This window comes from Parvibium lacunae (assembly GCF_003335215.1).
In the GTDB taxonomy this organism is placed as follows: Bacteria; Pseudomonadota; Gammaproteobacteria; order Burkholderiales; family Burkholderiaceae_D; genus Parvibium; species Parvibium lacunae.
Window position 1 is genome coordinate 198,530 of record NZ_QPGB01000003.1, and the last position, 20,703, is coordinate 219,232.

General features: G+C 51.0%; 24 protein-coding genes. 2 read left to right on the forward strand and 22 right to left on the reverse strand.

Annotated features, from left to right (window positions below; all coding sequences use genetic code 11):
- Position 1: 1 nt before the first annotated feature.
- The 18 genes from DU000_RS08580 to DU000_RS08665 all read right to left on the reverse strand — a co-directional run bounded on the left by DU000_RS08580 (position 2) and on the right by DU000_RS08665 (position 14,370).
- Positions 2-412, reverse strand: coding sequence for a hypothetical protein (locus DU000_RS08580; RefSeq protein ID WP_114402974.1), 411 nt, complete (start codon positions 410-412; stop codon positions 2-4).
- A gap of 21 nt (positions 413-433) precedes the next feature.
- Positions 434-1,201, reverse strand: a complete 768-nt coding sequence (gene fabG / locus DU000_RS08585; RefSeq protein WP_114402975.1) for a 3-oxoacyl-ACP reductase FabG — start codon at positions 1,199-1,201, stop codon at positions 434-436.
- Positions 1,198-1,659 (reverse strand): hotdog family protein, encoded by a 462-nt coding sequence (locus DU000_RS08590; protein WP_114402976.1) that lies wholly within the window; start codon positions 1,657-1,659, stop codon positions 1,198-1,200. The genes fabG and DU000_RS08590 overlap by 4 nt, the downstream gene beginning before the upstream one ends.
- Before the next feature lie 3 nt (positions 1,660-1,662).
- Positions 1,663-2,904, reverse strand: a complete 1,242-nt coding sequence (locus DU000_RS08595; RefSeq protein WP_114402977.1) for a beta-ketoacyl-[acyl-carrier-protein] synthase family protein — start codon at positions 2,902-2,904, stop codon at positions 1,663-1,665.
- Between the two features lie 7 nt (positions 2,905-2,911).
- The gene (locus DU000_RS08600) at positions 2,912-3,472 is read right to left on the reverse strand and encodes a DUF3261 domain-containing protein (protein WP_114402978.1); all 561 of its coding nucleotides are present in this window, start codon (positions 3,470-3,472) and stop codon (positions 2,912-2,914) included.
- A 46-nt stretch (positions 3,473-3,518) separates the two neighbouring features.
- Positions 3,519-6,050, reverse strand: a complete 2,532-nt coding sequence (locus DU000_RS08605) for an MMPL family transporter (protein ID WP_114402979.1) — start codon at positions 6,048-6,050, stop codon at positions 3,519-3,521.
- Positions 6,026-6,679 (reverse strand): LolA family protein, encoded by a 654-nt coding sequence (locus DU000_RS08610; RefSeq protein ID WP_114402980.1) that lies wholly within the window; start codon positions 6,677-6,679, stop codon positions 6,026-6,028. The genes DU000_RS08605 and DU000_RS08610 overlap by 25 nt, the downstream gene beginning before the upstream one ends.
- Before the next feature lie 21 nt (positions 6,680-6,700).
- Positions 6,701-7,150, reverse strand: coding sequence for an acyl-CoA thioesterase (locus tag DU000_RS08615; protein ID WP_114402981.1), 450 nt, complete (start codon positions 7,148-7,150; stop codon positions 6,701-6,703).
- Between the two features lies 1 nt (position 7,151).
- The gene (locus DU000_RS08620; protein WP_158529667.1) at positions 7,152-8,144 is read right to left on the reverse strand and encodes an LpxL/LpxP family acyltransferase; all 993 of its coding nucleotides are present in this window, start codon (positions 8,142-8,144) and stop codon (positions 7,152-7,154) included.
- An 8-nt stretch (positions 8,145-8,152) separates the two neighbouring features.
- Positions 8,153-8,884: a glycosyltransferase family 2 protein gene (locus DU000_RS08625; RefSeq protein ID WP_114402983.1), complete on the reverse strand. Its 732-nt coding sequence runs from the start codon at positions 8,882-8,884 to the stop codon at positions 8,153-8,155.
- Positions 8,881-9,246, reverse strand: a complete 366-nt coding sequence (locus tag DU000_RS08630) for an ApeI family dehydratase (RefSeq protein WP_114402984.1) — start codon at positions 9,244-9,246, stop codon at positions 8,881-8,883. The genes DU000_RS08625 and DU000_RS08630 overlap by 4 nt, the downstream gene beginning before the upstream one ends.
- On the reverse strand, positions 9,243-10,574 hold the full coding sequence (locus tag DU000_RS08635) for an AMP-binding protein (protein ID WP_114402985.1): 1,332 nt from the start codon (positions 10,572-10,574) through the stop codon (positions 9,243-9,245). The genes DU000_RS08630 and DU000_RS08635 overlap by 4 nt, the downstream gene beginning before the upstream one ends.
- Positions 10,575-10,601: 27 nt before the next feature.
- Positions 10,602-11,204, reverse strand: a complete 603-nt coding sequence (locus DU000_RS08640) for a COG4648 family protein (RefSeq protein ID WP_114402986.1) — start codon at positions 11,202-11,204, stop codon at positions 10,602-10,604.
- 9 nt (positions 11,205-11,213) lie between these two features.
- Positions 11,214-11,465, reverse strand: a complete 252-nt coding sequence (locus DU000_RS08645; RefSeq protein WP_114402987.1) for an acyl carrier protein — start codon at positions 11,463-11,465, stop codon at positions 11,214-11,216.
- A gap of 25 nt (positions 11,466-11,490) precedes the next feature.
- Positions 11,491-11,760 carry a phosphopantetheine-binding protein gene (locus tag DU000_RS08650; RefSeq protein ID WP_114402988.1) on the reverse strand — a complete coding sequence of 90 codons (270 nt, stop codon included), beginning with the start codon at positions 11,758-11,760 and terminating at the stop codon, positions 11,491-11,493.
- Positions 11,735-12,547 carry a lysophospholipid acyltransferase family protein gene (locus DU000_RS08655; RefSeq protein WP_158529668.1) on the reverse strand — a complete coding sequence of 271 codons (813 nt, stop codon included), beginning with the start codon at positions 12,545-12,547 and terminating at the stop codon, positions 11,735-11,737. The genes DU000_RS08650 and DU000_RS08655 overlap by 26 nt, the downstream gene beginning before the upstream one ends.
- Positions 12,540-13,391: a beta-ketoacyl synthase chain length factor gene (locus tag DU000_RS08660; RefSeq protein ID WP_205074045.1), complete on the reverse strand. Its 852-nt coding sequence runs from the start codon at positions 13,389-13,391 to the stop codon at positions 12,540-12,542. The genes DU000_RS08655 and DU000_RS08660 overlap by 8 nt, the downstream gene beginning before the upstream one ends.
- A 100-nt stretch (positions 13,392-13,491) precedes the next feature.
- On the reverse strand, positions 13,492-14,370 hold the full coding sequence (locus tag DU000_RS08665; protein WP_114402991.1) for a LysR substrate-binding domain-containing protein: 879 nt from the start codon (positions 14,368-14,370) through the stop codon (positions 13,492-13,494).
- Between the two features lie 197 nt (positions 14,371-14,567).
- Between DU000_RS08665 and gcvH the strand changes: the two genes are divergently transcribed.
- Positions 14,568-14,948 carry a glycine cleavage system protein GcvH gene (gcvH, locus tag DU000_RS08670; RefSeq protein WP_114402992.1) on the forward strand — a complete coding sequence of 127 codons (381 nt, stop codon included), beginning with the start codon at positions 14,568-14,570 and terminating at the stop codon, positions 14,946-14,948.
- Between the two features lie 102 nt (positions 14,949-15,050).
- Positions 15,051-17,951 (forward strand): aminomethyl-transferring glycine dehydrogenase, encoded by a 2,901-nt coding sequence (gene gcvP, locus DU000_RS08675; RefSeq protein ID WP_205074046.1) that lies wholly within the window; start codon positions 15,051-15,053, stop codon positions 17,949-17,951.
- A gap of 61 nt (positions 17,952-18,012) precedes the next feature.
- Here the strand turns inward: gcvP and DU000_RS08680 are convergent, their stop codons facing one another.
- The 4 genes from DU000_RS08680 to dacB form a co-directional block, all read right to left on the reverse strand.
- Complete coding sequence (locus DU000_RS08680) at positions 18,013-18,354, reverse strand: hypothetical protein (protein ID WP_114402994.1); 342 nt, start codon at positions 18,352-18,354, stop codon at positions 18,013-18,015.
- A complete protein-coding gene (locus DU000_RS08685; RefSeq protein WP_114402995.1) occupies positions 18,347-18,766 on the reverse strand; it encodes a phage holin family protein in 420 nt (139 codons plus the stop codon). The genes DU000_RS08680 and DU000_RS08685 overlap by 8 nt, the downstream gene beginning before the upstream one ends.
- Before the next feature lie 8 nt (positions 18,767-18,774).
- Positions 18,775-19,080 (reverse strand): ElaB/YgaM/YqjD family protein, encoded by a 306-nt coding sequence (locus DU000_RS08690; protein WP_192878462.1) that lies wholly within the window; start codon positions 19,078-19,080, stop codon positions 18,775-18,777.
- Positions 19,081-19,151: 71 nt separating this feature from the next.
- The gene (dacB, locus tag DU000_RS08695; protein ID WP_114402996.1) at positions 19,152-20,645 is read right to left on the reverse strand and encodes a D-alanyl-D-alanine carboxypeptidase/D-alanyl-D-alanine endopeptidase; all 1,494 of its coding nucleotides are present in this window, start codon (positions 20,643-20,645) and stop codon (positions 19,152-19,154) included.
- Positions 20,646-20,703: the final 58 nt, after the last annotated feature.

A 20,703-nucleotide genomic window follows, 5' to 3' on the forward strand; every position in this document is an offset into this window, starting at 1 on the left:
GTTACTTTGTTAAAACTAGATTGCTACGGGTCTCGTTAATGAGATTCTTGACCCATTTCTGATAGCTTGGGTGAATTTGTGTCCCTGTTGAGGTGACCTCATAATTTAAATTGGTGCTCTCTTTGTATTTAACAATAAATTGATTATTACTGATGGTAATGTTAACGATCACGCGGTGAGAGCGTAAAGAAAGTGAAGCGTCATATCCTCCGACTCCGTCTGGCTGAATCACCCAGCCCAACCGTGCGGCCGCAGCTAGAAGCGAGCGTTGGATACGGTCCGCCGAAGGCGTCGATGCATCTGGCAACATACCAATAGGCTCTTGAATCGGATCGACCAGCAGCTCTTGCCGACCGGCAAAAGCAAACAAAGGTAGTAAAGTGATCAATGCGATAAAAAAACGTTTTTTCATATCTACTCCCTTAAATATTTATTAAATCATCCCACCGTTCACGCCAATCACTTGCCGCGTGATGTAGCTTGCCGCCTCTGAAAATAAGAAGGCAACTAATGCAGCAACCTCTTCAGGTTCGCCAGCGCGAGCCATCGGAATCATATCAAGGGCATGCTGCATATGTTCGCTCGGCAGGTTAGCAGTCATATCGCTGCGAATCAAGCCAGGTGCAACACAATTAACGGTAATTTGCCGTGTCGCTAATTCAATCGCCAGCGCTTTTGTTGCTCCAATCAAGCCAGCTTTAGCGGCGCTGTAGTTCACTTGACCGCGATTCCCTATTTGTCCGGACACTGACGCAATCGTAACAATCCGCCCGCCCCGATGGGTAGCTTGCGTGCCTCTCCCTTGACGAATCATCGGCATTAATAAAGGTTGTACCACATTGTAAAAACCATCCAGCCCTGTTTCGATTACCGCATCCCAATCGTCGGGGGGCATTCCGGCCATCGGCATATCACGGGTAACGCCGGCATTACAAACAATGCCCCAATAGGGCCCATGTCTATCAATCTGCGCAAGTAAAGCCTGCTGGGTTTGCACCCGGTCAGCCACATCAAAGCAGAGGTAATCTGCCCGCCCACCTTGTTCGCGAATTTCACTAACCGCCCTCTCTGCATCGTCGCGGCGCTGTCGGCAATGAATGGTGACATGAAATCCACTGGTTGCTAAACGACAGGCAATCGCGCGGCCAATGCCCCGACTAGAACCAGTTACAAGCACACGTTTTACAGGCAAACTCGTCATAATGAATCCATACTGATATCAGCGGGCAGTTCGTAAACCTTCAATAAGGCGGTGGCAATCTGCGCATCGCCATGCCACAACTCTCCTTGAATAGCGCCCATGCCAGCACTATCCCGATAAGTTTGGTGGGCGATGACACGCAATTCACTGTTGATTGCGACAGTTGGTTTCAGCAGAGACAGTTCACGTGTCCCCAGCAACATGCCTACTCGACTGGATTGATCTGTCTGCCCATCCAACCATCGTTCGAGGCCACTGTACGCAGCGGCAGCTTGTGCCATCATTTCCAAGGCAATCCAACTTGGCATCTCGCCGGCGCGATTCAAATACCAAGCATGCTCTTGGACATGCGCCGCAATCTCAATGTAATTTGAGCGATAGTCAAGAATACGATCAAGCAAACACATATTACCCCGATGCGGGATTAGACTTTCAATCGAGGGATAAAGCATCGTCATGACTTACGCTCTACCAAAAATTAGACTGGTATTGCTCCCACCAAAAGCAAAAGAATTACTCATGCAATAGAGTTTGTCTTGAGTGAGCTGATTAGGTTCTATGCAGTCACCCAACTTAACCAGTGCAAGTGCAGGAAGTGCCGGATCCGGCACACCATCCCAGCAATGCGGTGGGAGCATCTTGTTATGGTTATATTGGCTCAATGTCAACCAACAAAATGCGGCTTCGGTTGCGCCAGCGGCACCCAAAGTATGGCCCGTCAATGGCTTTGTCCCACTACATTTAACGCCGTGGGGGAAAATAGTCTGCATAGCGAGGGATTCCATCGCATCGTTTTTCTGTGTCGCAGTTGCATGGAGATTGACATAACTGATCTCTTGCGCTTCTAAACCACTATGCAGCAAGGCAGCCTGCATCGCCGCAATCGCACCACGTGCACTCGGGTCAGGCGAAGACATATGATAGGCATCATTACTTTCACCGCCACCCATAAATAAAATCTTTCCGCTGGAATTTCCACCCAGGAAATCATCACGCGTTGCTAAAAATAACGCGGCGCCCTCACCAATATTAATACCTGAACGATTCTGACTCATCGGATTGGTGAGACTGGCACTGGTCGATTCCAGCGCAGCAAACCCTTGAACAGTCATTTTGCAGAGTGAATCGACCCCGCCAACCAATACGAGATCGCAGAGGCGAGCGTGGAGTAGCGCTTGTGCTGAGATGAAAGCTGTAGCGCTTGAAGTACATGCGGTTGAAATACCAAAAACAGGTCCGCTAATGGCCAAAACTTTGGCGAGAAACTCAGCAGGGTTACCCATTTCTTGCTGCCGATAATGAAACTGCTCGGGGAACTCTCGTGTCGTCAAACGCACTTGATGCGCTTGTTCACTCCCTTGCACCCCAGAGGTACTTGTGCCAATGACAATCCCGACACGGGTAGGCGAGACATGTTGCATCAAGCTTGCAACTGTATCGGCAATTTGCAAATAAGCTGCATATAGCAATTGATTATTACGCGATGCCCAAGGTCGGGCATCTCCCACTATGGCAGGCAATGCTAGTAGTAGGCCTTGTACCAGCCCCACTTTTGCCGGGGCCGCATTGAGTAGCCACGTTTTTTCCTCGCGCAACCCACTCGTATCGCCACGAAATAGCCCAGCGCTAATCTGCTGTTTATCACTACCCAGTGCATTAATGATACCGACATCATGCAAAACGATAGGGGGGGTTTTTGACATAGCAGGCTCAAATTGAAATGAAAATCAACGTCACTTGAATGGTTGGTAATTTTAACTGTATCTGATTAGCTGCCGGACCAGTGCAGTAGTCGACCAGCGCAATGGGTATGCCAGTCTCATGATTCATCAACGCGCGACTGGGTTGAGAACAATCAGGCTGCGGCATAAGGCGCAGCCTAAATTGTTGATTGGGTAAGGCATTATCAAGCATCACCTCGTCGGCCCAAATGAGCTGCATCACCGCTAACAACCAAGTGGTATTGATATCAACAGTCGGCGGAACTGGGTTGGTCACCTGCTGCCCATTATCTATAAACTGAGCCAAGCGTTGCCCTAGAGCACTGACCCAAGCCACAGATAGCACCGCTCCGTTACGCTCTATCTGTAAAAACCCATGCACAGGGGTCTCTAGGCGCGTTTTTGGGGTATAGAGCTGAACGGCATACTCAGCGCCATTCGACCAAGCAGTAGGCATGGCGGCAGGGGGCAAAAGTTGCCAGCGAATCTCAGGTAGCAAATAAATATGGCGCTGACTCACTTGGCACCCTACTAACGTCAGTAAAGACATAGTACAAAGCAAGCAGCGACAGAATGTGGCGTGACTTATGATCCACCTAATCATGGTGCAAACTGTTCATGCTGAGTGGCGTGAGGCACAGGGTAAACAGCACGCCTAGAGTCAATGTCATGCCAAATGCCTGCAAAGCAGGGGTTGCTGTGATACCAAGCAGGCCAAAAGATAGCAGGGTGGTCAATGCGGAGAGCCATACGCCAAGAATAATTGGGCGTTGATCTTCTCTGGTGGGTGCCGTGCGGCGTATCCATCCTTCATAACTGAACACAGCATAGTTGACCCCCACGCCAATAATCAGTAGCAAGCCCATCACGCTAAACAGGCTGATCGGTCTATCAAGCCAGCCATGTATGGCCAAAACCAAGCAAGCGGCCAGACAGGTTGGCGCACTAAGATGCGTGGCCGCCCGCAAGCCATAGCGCCAGGCAAGAACTCCCCATACCATGATGATAATGAATACGATGCCATACGCCAGCTGCTGCCTTAGGGTTCCAAATAATATAGAAACACTACCGGGTTTATCGACCCACGTTACCCCAGGTTGCTGGGCGCTTGATCGTTGTAGCTGCTGCAGTGCCACCTTTATCATTGCGAGGGCCTCATGGGAAGCGGCTTCCTTATTTTGAAGGCGAATAATGGGAATAATGACACTAGCATGATGTTCTACGGCTCGCATCTCTGCAGCAGTCTCTGGTTGGCCCAACCATAAATAACGCCATGGCTCAGAAAGCGGCGAGGCTAGCCACTGCGTTATCGAAAGAGGCTCACTTTGTTTTAATTGCGTTTGCCAGGCAGCGATCACTGCGCGATCAACACCGATTTTTTCTAAACTTTGTACAGTCAGTGACTGTTGACTCCAATGTTGATAACGGTCGGCAACCGCTTGTTGTGACTTTAATGGGGGCAAGAACAGACTGGTGGCGAGAAAATCTACCGCAAAAGTAGACTGATAGGTCAGTAGATCGGCTTTCAATTTTTGGATCAGACTGACTTCACGCTCCAACACCACTTCCGCTGTTTTTCCTTCAATTAAAAAAAACTGTTGGCTTTGTGTAAAACCAGTTGCCGCCGTTAAGATTGCTTCCTGCTTTTGTAACGCGAGCGGCGGGTTATGCAATAAGCGGATATCGTCTTCGACACTGAGTTGAGTCAGCCCATGCCATGAAACAACGAACAGCATAATAAAGAAAGCATAAATCCAACGTGACGGGTAGGAAGCTTGCCAGCGCTTAAAACCTGATTGTAACCAGCGTGCTTCATGGCTAGAGCGAGTCGCTTTGACCGGATAATCAAACCAGCGAGGCAGTAACTGGGTGACCATGGTATATGACACCAATAAACCAATGCCGGCAAATAGGGCAATTTGCTGAATCCCTGCAATCGGCAATAGCGCCAACGCCATATAACCTAGCAAGCTGGTCAATAAAGCCATGCGTAAGGCTGGGCGTAACAATGCCATGCCTTGCGTGACTGACCAAGTGGCCCCTGCCTGAGCTCTGAAGGCAAAAAACTGAATCGCGTAGTCAATGGTCTCGCCTAACAGGCTCGCCCCAAACACCAGGGTCAATAAATGCAATTTACCATCAATGAAACTGACCCCTAACGCGGCTGCAGCGACACCCACGAGAATTGCCAACCACCCCATCAGAATGGCGCCCAATGAGCGATACGCCCAAGCTAATAACACGGCAATCCCAAGCAACGAAATCAGCCCAATCCGGTCCATATCGTGCTCGGCTTGTGTCCGTGCCGCAGCAGCATATTGAACAGCGCCAGTGGTTAAAAGCTCGGCGGTAGGTAAATGGTATGCCAGCCAATCTTGAGTTTGCCGATGCCACTCTGTTAGCGCCTGCTGCAAGCTCGTATCAAAGGCTGAACCATGAAGATAAACTACCATTAAAAGCAGTGTGTGGGGGGTGCCTTGATGCTCAATCGTTGTAGTGAGCCAGCCCTGCTCTACCTGTAATTTGCTATGGGCAAGGGGACTATTCAATAAGTATGTCGATGAAAAACCAAAAGGATCATCGCGAAAATCAAGTCCCATCGCACCCATGGGTACATGTAACCGACGCAACAACAAATCTTCCACCATGGCCGGAGAAGCATTTTCTAAGCGAGCCAGAGAATCAGGTGGGGTCAAGGCCGCTTGATGCTTGCGATAAAATGCCGTAAATCCGTCTTTGAGGTTAGATTGATTAGACTGAGGTGGATCACTGGGCGCGATCACCTTCGCTACACTGGGCATATTGCGTAGTGTGTTTGCTAACGCTTGACCAGCGGCGAATAATTTTTCACGTTCGGTATCATTTGGCACGGTTATACCAATCAACATGCGGCCACTAAAGTGCTGAGCAAGGTGCTGAATGGCATATTCTGCCGCCCGATTATTTTCCGTACTCGGAATCAGCGCAAGTAAGTTGGTCTCGATGCGTTTGAGAACAAGATGAGGGCGGGTTGGCTGGTAATCAAAAATCACGACATAAGCCGCACCCAATAGCGTCAGCGAAAATAATAACCATAGCCAGACAGCTTTAACCCGCGCTAGCATCACTTGGCCCCTGAAAGTAGCCATTTACTCTCTTCATTTGATAACGCCATGCTGGTCTCAACATTGATAAATCGTAACGTTAATTTATCTTGATTCACTTCATCTACTTGAATCGTTTGAATATATTGATCTCCGGCGATCAGAACAGATCGAATATAGCGCGCTAGCTCTGGCTGGGGCGTCAATAGCAGGCGCCAGGTCTCTGGGGCCAAAGGCTGACGCCATGTCACTTGGAATTTTTTGGTGAGATCCTGTGGGTTGAGCCTTAACAACGAGGTAAAGAGTTGGCTCACTTGACCCAGCGCTGGCACATCAGAAATAGAGCGAGCCACTCGCTGTCCGGCAGGAGAAAATTCAATCATCCCTTTCGGGTGTAACCAATACCGCAACTCAATAGGTTGTGTGATCTGCCACAAAATACCTTCAGGAAGAGGCGCACTGACTAGAGTGAATGTGCCGCGGCTCTCTAATGGCTTGCGCATGCCATTAATTTGTTTACTTTGCCAAAAATCCCCACGGAAAACGGGTTGGCTCACCATCCGTTCGCTCACATTGGTTAATACTTGATTAATTTTTTCTGCTTGATTCGCAAAGGTGTTCGGCAGGAAAGAGGCAAACGCTGCTATTACCCCAACCATGACTATTTTTTTCATCACAAACCTATACATTGGGGGTTAACCGTGGGTAGTCTCATTCATCCAAGACTTTACTTTATTGATCAGAATAGCAGGCGAGGAAAATTGCATTTCCTGAGTCTGAAAGTCAATCGCCACTTGGATTGTCTCGGCTCGTGTTAGTAACTGGTTTGAATCCGCGTCAAATAGCTTATAGCTCAGGCGCAATCGATACTCATATTCGATTAGATCAGTTTGTATCCGTAATTTCTGGGCATAACGAGCTGGCGCTACGTACTTCAACTGACATTCAATAATAGGCCATGCGTACCCAGAGTCGCGCATCTGCGGGTAATCATAGTCAATTTTGCGCAGCAAGTCGGCACGTGCTATTTCACAATACCGCAAATAGTTTCCATGCCAGACAATTTGTAAAGGATCTAAATCGTTGAAAGGCACCATTAACTCAGTGGTGCTCGTTACCAACGCAGGAGTTGTTGCGAATTTCATCTTATTTCCAAAATGGAAAGAAATTAAACCACTGTAGCGGTGTGGTCAGGCAGTGTTTTTCGACAATCGTCACGAAGCGCTGTAAGTGCCCTGCCAATACCTGCTCCCGTTGCTTGCGGGGCAATTCTATTTTCTCAGAAAATCGTTCAATATAGACACGATACTTGGCTCGCCAACTCCAATCACGGGTACGAATACAAAAAAACGAGTACACCGGACACTCTAAGACATGCGCCAAAATAAAGGGGCCCGTTGGCCACCGCGCAGGTGTTCCTAGAAAATCAATCTGTAAAAAATGCGGGCTTGCTTCTGAGGGAGTTCGATCTGCCAGCATGAACAACCATTCTCCCTGCTCTATTTTTTCTCGCCAATGGATCGCTGTATCTGGTCCGATTGTCGTCAATTCAAAGACATTTTCTCTAAACTTGGCAGTGAGCTTGGTAATAAACTGATTGATTTGCTGAGCATGCTCGGTATGCATCAGGGCGTTGATTGTGTGTGACCGATCCTGACGAGTAAGCCAGTAGGGAGACGCTGCTGTTTGATATAAGGCTCTTGATACATCGGCATTACCAATATGCGCGCCCAGTAATAAGGCGCCTTGTGGCTGCGCGATTAACTCTTGCAAAACGTCCGGATTAACTACCTCTATATCAGCGTGGGTGAGATTCCCTGACCAAGCATCAAGACGATCGAGCACACTCCAGCTAAATGCATAAAAGTGGCGCAGCACCAAACGCCAATTGACTTGGGTCTTTCTCTCGGTGGGTTGCACTGCATTCACACGTTGCAAATAGTCATAAGAAGCTTGCCGGGCTTGCTGGCCTGTGACAAAAAAATAGAGGCCCACTGGATACAGCAGCAGCACCAAGACTGGCCGTCCCAAGTAGCGCATCGCATACTGCAAACCCAATAGTGCATATTTCGAGCCACGCTCTCGACTTTGCCGCCAGTGTGCTGGTCTGGTACGAGTAGGTGGGCGTTGTTGCAACATAATAAATCCTACTCCCAATGGCGGGCGAGCAAGCGAGGCAAACGAATCAGCATTTCTAAGCATAAGCGGCAGTGCATGACTGTCAACTGTATATTGTCACGCACCATCCGAAAGTGAGAAATACCATTTGGGGGGTAAGACACCCGAGTAGGAATAAAGTGAATTTGCCCCCCCGCCCAATAAAAGCGAACCATGATCTCGGTGTCGAATACCATTCTGGGTGGAATACGCCGAGCCTGAATAATCGCCAGGGTGCTCGCGACGGGATAAGCACGGAACCCACACATCGAATCTTGAATCATGAATGAAACGGTCTGCAACCAGACCAGGCCGTGTGTTAAATAGCGGCCATAAAAACGATGCTTGGGGACAGACTGATCATAAACTGGCTTACCACTCCAGAGGACTGTAGGCTGGGTAGCTATATTTTGCAAGAAGAGCGGAATTGTATTTAAATCATGTTGACCGTCAGCATCAATCTGGATCACATGACTGTAGTCGCGAGTCGCTGCATAACGAATCCCATCCATCACCGCAGCACCTTTGCCGCCATTGGATGGCCGCTCGAGCAGGGTCATCGTTAGATGACGCGCTGCTAAGTCGTGCGCAATTTTTTTCGTTGCCACATCGCTACCATCATCGACAACCACAACAGGATAGCCATAACCTAGCAGGGCTTCTACCAGCGCAGGCAGGGTTTGTCCGTGGTTATAAAGCGGGATTAGAAAAGCCAGTTTCATACTATAAATTGGCCTGATGCATGTTTGCAGTCTTGCGTTCCATCGCCATGACTCACATAAGAAAACGCAAATCCTGTTTGAATCTGCAGCAAAGTTAACACCACAGTTGTACCAGGTGATATTTTTTTCAGAAATTTAACCTGTTTGAGCGATGAAAAAATCGGCTCAACCTTAAATTCCTGCGCAATAAAATACGCTGCCCAATGCACCAGCACCACCCCGGGTAAAATCGGGGCGGCAGGAAAATGCCCAGAAAAAAAACTTAACTCGACAGGAATAAGTAATGTGATGTTGATCCCAGTCTGGGAATACGATTTATCTTGTACCAAAGGCCAATTATTCTCGGCTAGAGAAGTATTCATGGTGACTCTCCCGTTGCCAGTAGCTTCTCAATATTTTTGAGCGGTAACTTACCGCGTTCATCGTAAGGTAAACAATCAATAAAACGCCAATATTTTGGGGTCAGTACACGATCAAAAAACTGATTGAGATAATCTCTCAATTGCTGATTGATTGCAGCAGCATTGGCGCCTGCGATTTCAACCTTACCCATTGCCGTTGGGACAACAATTGCTGCCAAAGCGTCCCGCTTGCGTTGTATCAAGCAAACGGCTACTTCTTGCACCCAAGGGTGCTGAAGCAATACGTTCTCCAAGGCATTTAAATCAACTCTTTTTTCACCTAATTTGATCACTCTATCAATTCGCCCATGTAAAAGGAAAGAGCCTACCGGGTTAATTTCGATATGATCTGGCATACTGATACTTGGATCGATCCAGGCTGCACTCACCATAGCGGCATCCTGTTGGGCATTCAAAGAAATGCCAGCGAGCGGCTGCCAAAAAGGTGAATTTAGTTGACGGCGCCAAGCAATCGCACCCGTTTCTGTACTGCCGTAAATCTCTAGGGGATAACAGCCAATTGCGGCTAACCGTTCAGCGTGGTTTTCGGTAAACGGACTCCCGGCAGTCAGGACATCACGCAATTGTTGTATTGGGGCTAAGCCCACCATATCTGGCAAGCGACTGAGATGCGCTGGCGTTGTGACCAGAATTGGGGTAAGCCCATCCTCATTAATGATTCTTTGCGCTGCCGCTACCACCTGTTCGGGCATTTCTAAGTGGAATGGCCAAATTGGCAAATTCGCTTGAAACGCCCACAGCCCCCGAAATGTAAAACCATAGAGATGGTGATTTGGCACCGTAGAAATAATCGCTGCATTATCTAAATGGATGGGGAGTGACTGTCGTAACGCTTGAACCTCGCGAAGCAAATCGAATAAACGCCGTTGAATCGCTTTACGCTGACCAATTCGATCGGTTGTCCCTGAGGTGTGTAAGGTAATCGAAATATTAGCGACAGGGTACTGCTGCGCAGTTTGATATTCAGAGATCGTCGCATTTGACAACGGGCCTAAGCGGCTCAATATGTCTGCCAATGAATTGGTTTCTGTCTGGCGCAGGCCATCGAGTATCACGGGTTGATAGTTAGGCGGAATCACCACATCGATTTTAGCCACAGCGGCAGCAAAAAAGCCCAACCAAAAGTCCAACCCATCTGATACATCTAATAATAGCGAGGAAGGCGTGTGTCGTGTCAGATAGTCCGTTAATGTCGCTAGGGATCGTCGCCATTCAGCTCGTCTTTCAACAGCTATCAACCAAATCGGCGTATTTATCTGCATCAGCATGATCTCGTTCTTAGCATGAGCGGGGCATCAAGTGTGCCGTGGATGGCGGCATTGCCGGTAAATCCACTCACCTAGCAATAGTCCAGCCATCACCAGATAGGATAGAACGCCCGTGTAAAAAGCCCAATGTGCATATTGTGCAGAAAACGCTAGGTAGGCTGCGATTAGTCCATTCAAAATCAACCAGACCACCCAAATCATCGTTAATTTTTGAAAATAAGATCGAGCGGCAATGGGAATGTGGGGATCTCGCATTCGTGCATAGCGCTCTATCAGCGTTGGGGGCCAAAAAAACGACAATAGAAAAGCCAGTGCCGCAATCCAGCTAACCAATGAGGGATAGAGCAGCGCCACCTGCACTTGCCATTGCGCCGAGACCGACAGGACATAGGTTGCGCCCAAAAGGATGCAGAGAACCGCAATAGCAAAATAGTGGCGGTAGTTAAAAGAGAGAGAGATCTGAAGTGCTGTTCGATGGTAAATAATGAACAATCTCATCAACAGCAGCAACAGCGCGATTAATCCTAGGTAAACCACCTTGCCAGCAAACCATTGCCATGCAATCACCCCATAAGCGAGTAGGGGAAAAATCAGCGTTGTTATCCATACCAGGGCAGACAATAACTGCATCGGCTAATCCTAGTGCTGCTTATATTTAACCAGCATATCAATCACGTCGCCAACTGTCTTCACCTGCCTAACCTGTTCTACTTCCACGCTTTGTGTGACCGAGTCTTGTAATTGGATTGCCAACTCAACCAGATCGATACTATCCAAATCCAAATCTTCAATCAGCCGGGTATCAGGAGTCAGGCGCGCCGATTCAATCTCAAATGTCGCGCTCAAAATGCCATAGACGGTATCTTGCGCTTCTTTATAAACCACTTCCATAGTTACAACATCCTTAGTCTCTTTTTTAGCCAGTAACGAATACGCCGCGCTCACGGACTAAATTCGCTAGGGTTCTCACTGAATAAAAGTATTGTTTATTATTTGGGTTATTGGCTTCCAAGGACACTTGAAATTGCTTACGTAAGGCAACGCCGAGCTCAAGGGCATCAATCGAATCAAGGCCAAGCCCCTCGCCGAAGAGTGGCAGATCATCAGCGATCTGATCAGGCGTTAACTCTTCCAGATCGAGGGTTTCGATCAACATGGCTTTAATCTGAGTTTCTAACGTATCCATATACTTTCAATTTATCTAAAAAAAAACGGTGCAGGGCATGATTAAATGTCCGAACCTTGACCTGTATTGGGCGCGACTGTTGCCGAATCGCCTCGAGAGAATCATCCCCAGACGGCAAGCCTTCAGGCACAACCGTATATTGATAAGGTTGATCTGGTACATCATGCCAAGCCTGATGCTTCGCCAACGACAACGGATAACAATTCAAAATGACTGGCTGCAAATGCGCTTTGACCCGCAAGATCAAGTTTGCTGCTCCACGCTGAAAAATACCCAGCCCGCCAGCAGGGCTGCGTGTACCCTCAGGGAACATAATGATTGTTTTGCCTTCTTGCAAATAACGCATAGAGAGCGCCAACGCCTGTTCTGGATACTGATTACTGACATACCCAGCCAACCGCACAAAACTGCGCGACCACGGCCAATTCATCGCGCTTGATTTTACGATACAAAGAGCATCAGGCACTAACGAAAATAGCACAACAATATCTAAATAAGTCGGGTGGTTAGCTATCAGCAATTGACCCTCTTGGCCTACCGTGGCACCCAATGCTTGGCGATTACGAACGTCCAGTTTCATACAGCCCGTAAATTGCAGTACAGCAATCAATAAACGACATAAATAATGAATCGCTTGCCGAGTCAGGAATTGTAACTGTGGATTTACCCGGCCTTTCCCATAAGCTATTGGTAACGCCAACAACGCTAGGATGCACCCAATAAGCGCATAGCTAATGAAGCAAGCTACCGTTACCGCCCGCCGCCAGAGATAGTTTACTTTAGCCATGCGTGGCCCCATCACCCAGCGTGCTGAATTGCCAGTGCCATTCATACCGCTCAGTGGCAGCAGACGTCGTGGCCACGTCACAAGCGTCGCCATGCCTCGCGATTAGACTTTTGGCAAATAAATAAGCGCTTGGCCAGCCCAGAGAATGCGGCGCTAAAGGAACCGCCATGGACCCAGTCATAGAGTCGGTACGGCCTCCCCCCTGCAAGTTGCAGGCCACTGTCTGCTCTTTGGCACTGGCTGCCCCAAGCAATAAACATAATGCGAGTGGGGTTTCCTGCTCATCCTGATAACCTTGATAAATCTCAGGCACCGGGAAATCAACGTAGAGATACAAATGGGGGGTATCGGCTAGTTGACTTCTCGTGGCCGCCTCAATCAACCCGAACCAAAATGTATCGCGGCCTGCAGATAGCGCAACCGAAGGCTGTTGGTTTGCCTTAATAATCGCCGCCAAGCCTGCCACGGCATTGTGTACCGTTAGGCCGAAATTTGTTGGCGAAAGGGGTTCTTGGCGAGCTATTGCCTCTAACATCTCGACTGTTCGAGTCAAATCGCCGTGTCGAGAAGCAAACACCATTGGCATGGACAAGGCTGCTTGGCACCGACTTTGTAGATCATTTAAGCAAGCCAGGCTGGCCCGGCCATAGGTACTTAAACGGCGGCGTACCATCGGGTCAATAAACTGGACCGCCGGGGTAACGGCAGACACCCGTTGCGCGATCATCGCCGATTGTCCAGCAGATGCTAAGGGCGCTTGAGTGCCTGTTGTCACCATGGAAGAGAGAGTGTCCAGCTCGGGGGCCCATAACTGCCAATCTAGGATATTAAAACCGAGCTGCATCACCACCATCTCTCCCTCTATGCATGCGAGAAAATGCGCTCTGCCACCTCGCACTGATTAACACTGTTTCTGATTGTAACATTCGCCTATGACAGGCGAATTAACCGAGTCGTTCAGTCATAAATTGCGCCAGCGCCTGCACCGCTTCACTTGCTTCCGCTTGGTTGTAATGCAAGGCGACGCGAATATCGGCCAAGCTCGGCATCCCATCACTTACCCCCAACACGGCCAAACCATCTGGTACCGTGCTGGCCGCCAATACGGTCACCCCGAGTCCAGCCAAAACCCCGGCTTTGATCCCCCCAAAACTCGGGCTGGTATAAGCAATGCGCCAAGGCTGGCCCAGCCCCTCCAAGGTTTCCAACATCCGCTGCCGATACACACAGCCTTGCGGCGCCACGATTAAGGGCAGTGGCCGACGCGTCTGCACCGGATGCTGAGGACTACCGACCCACACCAATTTTTCGGCCCAACTCTGCGCTTTGAGCTGGACTTTTGAGGCCCCCTTGGTCGCCGCGCTATCGGTATGCAGGCCAAACACCAAGTCGTACTCGCCGCGCTCCAATTTAGCGAGTAAATGCGTAGAGAGTTCGCAGCCCACCTCAATCGCAATATCGGGATAGCGTTGCGCAAAGCGGCCGAGAATGTCCGGCAAAAAAGAATCCGCATATTCATTCGGTACGCCCAGCCGAACCACCCCAGCGAGGCCGGATTTACTGAGGCGAGCGATGGCTTCATCGTTCAAACGCAACATGGGCCGAGCATAAGACAGCAGTACCCGGCCCTCATCGGTGAGATTGAAGCCGCGCCCCTCACGCACCAATAAGTTAGCGCCCACCATCTCCTGCAAGCGCTTTATTTGTAGACTAATCGCTGGCTGAGAGCGCCCCAGCAGGGCCCCAGCGGGGGAAAAGCCGCCCTCATCGACCACGGCGACAAAGGTGCGCAATAAGTCAGTTGCTAGATTTTTTTGGGCCATACTGGTTTACTGTTTGGTCTGCTGTTTGAGTGATGCAGAAGTATTTACAAAATTTATACTTCGATTATAAGTATTGATTCGACTTATAGCCACTCCCTGCTTATCATTGCGTGCTAATGTCCTGCTGTTGTTCTGCTATTGTCTTGTTTCAGGTGCTTTTTGCAGACCAACTTACCAATTAACTGACCGAGGAAAATATGACTACATCCGTCCGCTTTACTGAAGATCACGAATGGGTTCGCCTGGAAGCGGACGGCACTGCCACGATTGGCATCACTGAATTCGCGCAGGAATCTTTGGGTGATTTGGTGTATGTGGAACTGCCCGAGATTGGCCGCAATGTGACTCAAGGTGAAGCCGCCGCCGTGGTCGAATCCGTGAAAGCCGCTGCCGACGTGAAAATGCCTCTCACTGGCGAAGTGCTCGCTGTTAACGAAACCTTGGGTGACAACCCCGGTTTGGTGAATGAAGCTGCTGAAGGCGATGGCTGGATTCTCAAACTCAAACCCGCTAATCCCGCCGAATTTGAAGCGCTAATGGCCGATGCGGCCTACAAAGCGTTCACTAGTGGTAACTGAGCAGGTCACCAACCCGCTTCTAGCCTAAACCGAGGAAGTTCGCTGCCGAACTTCCTTTTTTCTCGCCCTTGTTTGCTGTTTCTTGTGTAACGACACCTCATTATGATGCCCTCCACCCGCCCCGCGCTTGCTACTTTAGAAAACCACGATGCCTTTATCGCCCGCCACATTGGCCCCTGGGCCGAAGATCAGCAAGCGATGCTGCGCGAGCTGGGCTACGAAACATTGGATGGCTTAATGGACGCGATTGTGCCGGCCAATATTCGTCGGCCAGGCGCGATCAACCTCCCCGCCGAATTCATGCAAGCCAAGAGCGAAGCCGAAGTACTGGCAGCCTTGCGTGAACGCGCCAACCAAAACAAGGTATTGAAGAGTGCGATTGGGATGGGCTACTACGGCACGCATACCCCCACCGTGATTCTGCGAAACATCCTTGAGAACCCCGCTTGGTATACCGCTTACACGCCCTACCAGCCCGAAATTTCGCAAGGTCGCCTGGAAGCCATTTTGAACTTCCAGCAAATGGTAACCGACCTCACCGGCATGGACATTGCCAATGGCTCAATGCTTGATGAAGCCACGGCCGCAGCCGAAGCCATGACTTTGGCACAGCGTGCCGGTAAATCCAAAAGCCAGATTCTGGGCGTGGTTGATGGCGTCTTGCCACAAACCTTAGCCGTGCTACAAACCCGCGCCGAACCACTGGGCATTACTGTTCAAGTTGGCAGCCTGGCCGAGATTAGCGCGCTGGATTGCTTTGCCGCGGTGGTGCAATACCCCAATGTGAATGGCGAAATTCAATCCTATAGTGAACTCGCCGCGACCTTGCATGCGCGTGGGGCGGTGCTGATTGCGGCGGCTGATTTGCTCGCCCTGACCCTGCTCGAAGCCCCCGGCCAATGGGGTGCGGATATTGTCGTCGGCAGCGCGCAGCGTTTTGGCGTACCGATGGGCTATGGTGGTCCTCACGCTGGTTACATGGCCGTGAAAGACGCGTTCAAGCGCCAAATGCCCGGCCGTTTAGTCGGCGTATCCGTCGATGCGCATGGCAACACGGCGTACCGCTTGGCTTTGCAAACCCGTGAGCAACATATTCGCCGCGAAAAAGCCACGTCCAACATCTGTACCGCGCAAGTTTTGTTGGCCGTGATTGCCTCGATGTACGCCGTGTATCACGGCCCAGCAGGTTTGAAGCAAATTGCGCAGCGTGTACATCGTTTGACTTGTTTATTGGCGGCTAGCCTGAAAGAACAAGGCGTGCACATCGTCAATGCAAACTGGTTTGACACCCTCACCCTCAAGGTAGCGGATGCAGCGGCCACCCATGCCCGCGCCGTCGCCGCTGGCTACAACCTACGCCCGATTGATGCCCAACAAGTCGGCATTAGCTTGGATGAAACCAGCACTCAGGCCGATGTGGTCGCGTTGTTGAATATCATCACCAATGCAAGTCATCAGCCAAATTTAATCGTATTGGACGGTGGTGTGGGCGATGAATTACCCGCTGCGTTGCTGCGCCACACGCCTTACCTGACCCACCCCACCTTCAATCGCTATCACAGCGAAACCGAGATGCTGCGCTACTTGCGCGCCTTGGCGGATAAGGATATTGCACTCGACCGCGCCATGATTCCACTCGGTAGCTGCACCATGAAACTCAACGCCACCACCGAAATGATTCCGGTCACCTGGCCCGAGTTTGGCGGCATTCATCCGTTTGCCCCCGCCGCGCAAACTCAAGGTTATGCGCAACTGATTCAAGAGCTCGAAGCGATGCTGTGCGCCGCCACGGGCTACGCCGCCATTTCCTTGCAACCGAATGCTGGCTCGCAAGGTGAATATGCGGGCTTGTTGATTATTGAGGCTTACCACCGCTCACGCGGCGAAGGTCATCGCAAAGTCTGCTTGATTCCCAGCTCCGCGCACGGCACCAACCCTGCCTCCGCGCAAATGGTCGGGATGCAAGTAGTGGTGGTGGCTTGCGATGCGCAAGGTAACGTGGATGTTGCCGACCTGCGCGCCAAAGCTGAACAACACAGCGCCAACCTCGCCGCCATCATGATTACCTATCCCTCTACGCACGGCGTGTTTGAGGCGGGCATCAAAGAAGTCTGCGACATCGTCCATCAACACGGCGGGCAGGTGTACATCGACGGCGCGAACATGAACGCCCTCGTCGGTCTGGCGGCCCCCGGCCAATTTGGCGGTGATGTGTCGCACCTGAACCTACACAAAACCTTCTGTATCCCCCACGGCGGCGGCGGCCCCGGCGTTGGCCCAGTGGCTGTCGGTGCGCACCTAGCCCCATTCTTACCGACGCCCGCAACAACATTAGGTGTGAATAAGATCGGGGATGGCGCGATTGGGGCGGTCAGTGCTGCCCCGTATGGCTCGGCGTCGATTCTGCCGATCTCTTGGGCCTATATTGCCATGATGGGTGCCGAAGGCTTAACCCAGGCCACCAGTGTGGCAATTTTGGCTGCCAACTACATCGCTAAAAAACTCGCGCCGCATTACCCGGTGCTGTACAGCGGGCAGAATGGCTTGGTGGCGCATGAATGTATTTTGGATTTGCGCCCCCTCAAAGAAAGCTCCGGCATTAGCAATGAAGATGTGGCAAAACGCTTAATCGACTTTGGTTTCCACGCCCCCACCATGAGCTTCCCGGTACCCGGCACGCTGATGATTGAACCGACCGAGTCCGAATCCAAAGCCGAACTCGACCGGTTTATTGAAGCGATGATCACCATCCGCGAAGAAATTCGTGCCGTTGAAGCTGGGAAACTACCCAAAGACGATAACCCACTCGTCAATGCCCCACACACCGCAGAAGCCCTGCTCAAAGCAGAATGGCCACACGCCTACAGTCGCGAACAAGCAGCGTACCCGGTAGCGGGTCTGCGCCAGCGCAAATACTGGGTGCCCGTCGGTCGCGTCGATAACGTCTATGGCGACCGCAATTTGTTCTGCGCGTGTGTGCCCGTCAGCGATTACAACAGCTAATCGGATTGCGACGCTTACGCCCATAAAAAAACCGCCGACAAGGGCGGTTTTTTTATACCGTTTAGTGATCTCGGCCAGAACGCCACCACTTTAGCGCCTGCCACACCGCCACGCCAATTCCCGCCCACCGTAAACCTCGCAAGACGATAGGGTGTTTGGTTTTGCTCACCAAAAAGCTACTCGCAGACAGTAAGGCGGGGAGCTTGCGAACGACAGCCAACGCCACACCAGCGCCACGACCTTTCAGTAAACCGGGTAAAGCAAACTGCAAGCCTTTACGCCACCAAGAGGTTTGCTGGGGATGCCGAATCGTTGCGATTTGCTCGGCGAGTTCAGCGCGCTCAATGGCGGCGCGCATCACCAAGAGTTCTTTCCGTAACGCCAGTTCTTGCTTTTTATTCATGTCCGGCCCCTTCCGCCCCGGACTGTGCGACCGCTTCCTCCGGTTCCCGCGCGGCAGCCAGAATCGCCTCGCGGTCTTTGTTCAGCTCAGCCAAGCTCGTCGAGAATAAAGGGGGATGTTCGGCGACACGGCGCTTCACTCGCCAGGCCAAGGCAATGCCAATCAGCAGGTAAAGTGCCGCCATCCACAGCGTGGCCGTAAAGCCGTAGCTGCGCAGCAACCATACTGCGACGACTGCCGTAACAACAAGGACACCTAGGCCTAAGAACAGCGCCGCCAGAAAGGCGAGTAAGAACACGCTGAGTAGCCGTTCTTTTTCTTCTGCCAACTCGACAGCAAGCAATTCGATGCGGGTTTGCAGCAGGGCTAACACGGTGGCGCCAAGCTGGCGCACCGACGCGAGTAACGCCATATTCGAAATTATTTGCGGTTGACGAGCAAGCCAATCAGAAAGCCAACCCCGGCAGCGATTCCCACAGCTTTCCAGGGATGGTCATGCACATAATCATCGGTCGCGCGGGCCACGATCTTACTTTTTTCGACCACGATATCTTGCACATCTTGGACTTTTTCCTTAGCACGCTTAAGGGATTGCGCCGCCCGTTCGCGTAACTCGGCGGCTTTTTCACCCGTGGTAGCCGCGGCGGCTTTGAGTAAATCTTCAGCGTCAGATAACACCACTTTGACATCTGAAATCAGTTTTTCTTTAGAGACTTGGTTTTCCATCAGTTTTCCTTTCAGATCAAACAACAGACGCCATGAGTGTAGCAGGTCCTACTGCTCTGCCATGAGGTCACTTAAAAATTGCTGTAGGCCCACTGCAACACGCTATCTTGCAGGGCTCTACCGATCTCGTCGGCACGAGGGTCTTGCAACAAACAAACATAACTGTAGCGTTTGCCACTGCTGGCAAGCAGATAGCCTGCCAAGGCGCGGACATCATTTAATGTGCCGGTTTTCAAGTGCGCCACGCCATTCATGCCTTTATTTTTCAAGCGGCTGCGAATGGTGCCATCTTGTGCCAAGACTGCGAGCGACGACACAAACTCTGGCATGACCGGGCTCCGCCAGGCAGTTTGCAATAAGCGGCTCAAACTGGCTGCACTCAAGCGATCGGTGCGCGACAAACCCGCGCCGTTTTCAACGCTAAATTCCGTGAATTGCAAACCCTTGGTTTGCAAAATTTCACGCACTGCCTGGCGCGAACGTTCAAGGGTGCTAGGCTGGCTTGGCTGTGCAGGGTCATCTAGTCCCAGTGTTAAGAACAGATTACGAGCCATCACATTATTACTATTTTTGTTGATCTCTCGCACAATTTCAGCCAATGGCGGTGATTCTATCTGCGCAATGATCTGAGGCGTGACGTCCTGTCGTCCGACCTCGGCGCGTGGCAACGTCTTTGCTTGTCCATGCCATACACCACCCAGTTCCTGCCATAGCTGTCTAATCAGTACGGTGGCATAAGCATCTGCTTGCGGGGGGGAACGGAAAAGGCTTTGTGCGCCGCAAGCCAAGGGATAAGTGCCGCTGAGTTTGAGTGTCATGCCCCCTTGCCAGACAGCACTCACCCCGTCACGCCAGCTTGACCCCGGACATGGGCTGTTACTCGGCTTGATGTCATCTTGTACCGGTACGTCTGGATCAGTCAGTATCCGTAAACGCTTATTGAAAGGATCAGGAACAAAACGAATCTGTACCGATTGATAGTTCAGCAAAAGGGCATCCGCCCCCACGTTATACGGACGACTCGGTTCCCCATCAAAAGCAGCGGGGTCATGGGGCGGCAGTTGAAAGGCCTGACGATCCAGCCAGAGATTGCCGTCTATTTCACGCCACCCTAATTGCCTGGCTTGCCTGAGCAGTAACCATAAACGTTCAAGATTGAGGCTGGGGTCTCCACTCCCTTTTAAGATCCAATCGCCCTGCCATATGCCTACTGATCGATTCTTTGCCGCACGCTTTGGCCCAGCACTCTCGGCAGGGGGTGCCAGCGCTGCCAAGCTTGTTTTCCAGGTAAACGTTGGGCCCAATTTTTCGAGTGCGGCATAAGTGGTGACCAGCTTCATGAGTGAGGCTGGATTCATCGGCTGTTGGGTATTCCACTGATACACAATGCGTCCGCTGTCGAGCTCTTGTATTTGTACCGCGAACGCTTGCGGCGGTAACTTGTATTGCTGACTTAACTCAGCCACCAGAGCGGGCGGGTCTTGAGACAATGCACTGCAAGCGTATAGGGCGATCAGCACACCAACAAAGCGGGCCAGCCCTGGGCGCAAAGAAATAGGTTGCATTGGATTATTGAAAAAAGGACATTACACCGATTATGCCGCAAGCAGAGGCGACGCTGAC